The following is a 1221-nucleotide window of genomic DNA, read 5'->3' as shown; positions in this document are numbered from 1 at the left end:
ATTGATGAGCTGCCGGAAGAAGCAACCGACCACCCGGGCATGCTCTACGGCGATCTGCCGATTCCCCCAGAATTAGCTCCTGGCGAGCGCCTTGATGGGTTAGAAATTCAGGCCGTGCTGTCACGCAACGCCCAGTCTCGCGTTTACCGAGTTCGTGATGTGCATAGCGATCGCGTGATGGTGATGAAAGCACCCAGCCCGGAGCTTTCACTGCGTAACGCCTATTTAGAGCACTTTTTACTGCAGCAGTGGGTGGTGGAACGGGTGAATTCGCCCTTTGTGGTAAAAGTCATGGAACCCTCGCGCCCACGTCGCTACCTATACTACCTCATGCAGAACGTAGAAGGTGAGACCCTGCGCCAATGGGCCGAGCGCCACCCGCAAGCGAGCCTCGTCCAACGTCTCGATATTGCCAATCAGTTAGGCAAGGCAGTTCAAGCGCTGCATCACCGCGATATTATCCATCAGCAGGTTACGCCAGATAACGTGCTGATTGATCAGCATGGAAAGGTAGTGCTGGCGGATTTTAGCGCCTGCCACATGCGTGAAGTGGATGGCCATCGTCACTCAGGCGAACTGCTTCGCCAAATCGGCTTTAATGAGCACACGGCTCCAGAGTACGCCCTGGGCGACAGTGTGGGGCGACGCAGCGATCAGTACTCGCTGGCATCCACGGTTTATTGGCTGTTAACCGGAGAACTGCCCTATACCTTGACGCCGAATAAGCTGCGCTGTCATACCGATTTAGAAGAGCTCAGCTACCGTAGCGCCCGTACCACCAACCCGGAGATTACCCCCGCGTTGGATGAAGCGCTGCGCCGAGCGCTGGACCCACAGCGGCCGCTGCGCTTTAGGCGCATGTCGGAGTTTCTTCACGCGCTACGTATCCCGTTAGGACGGATGCCTCAGCGAGAAGAGCCACGGACGGAGTCTCGACGCTTTTGGCAAGGCGTGGCGGGCATTTTGCTTTTGCTATTGGTGCTTTCCTGGCTGCTGCGTTAGGAATGCGTCCAGTAGTCAACTCTATTCAGGACAGGACACTGTTATCAAAACGCTCTCGCAGAACGTGTAAACGGGATATTGAAGACGGAATTTCTCTTGGTTCAGCCAGGAGATGTTTGTCAGGCACGTACGATGGTGAATGAGTCCGTCGAGATTTATAACAGTCAGTGGCCACACCTAGCGCTGAAATACAAAACGCCCAATGCAGTGCACTGGGCG

The 1221-nt window shown here is 55.4% G+C and carries 1 protein-coding gene and 1 pseudogene; both read left to right on the top strand.

All coding sequences use genetic code 11. From position 1 onward, the window contains the following. The coding region (locus BIS10_RS18805; RefSeq protein ID WP_253507820.1) for a serine/threonine-protein kinase at positions 1 to 1002 on the top strand (1002 nt) is incomplete at its 5' end. Positions 1003 to 1041: 39 nt separating this feature from the next. Further along, positions 1042 to 1221, top strand: a pseudogene (locus BIS10_RS18800) (integrase core domain-containing protein); the annotation flags it as partial.

The organism is Halomonas sp. 707B3 (assembly GCF_024158645.1).
Classification (GTDB): Bacteria; Pseudomonadota; Gammaproteobacteria; order Pseudomonadales; family Halomonadaceae; genus Vreelandella; species Vreelandella lionensis.
The sequence above is the reverse complement of the archived record's forward strand: the minus strand, read 5'-3'. Positions and strand labels throughout refer to the sequence as shown.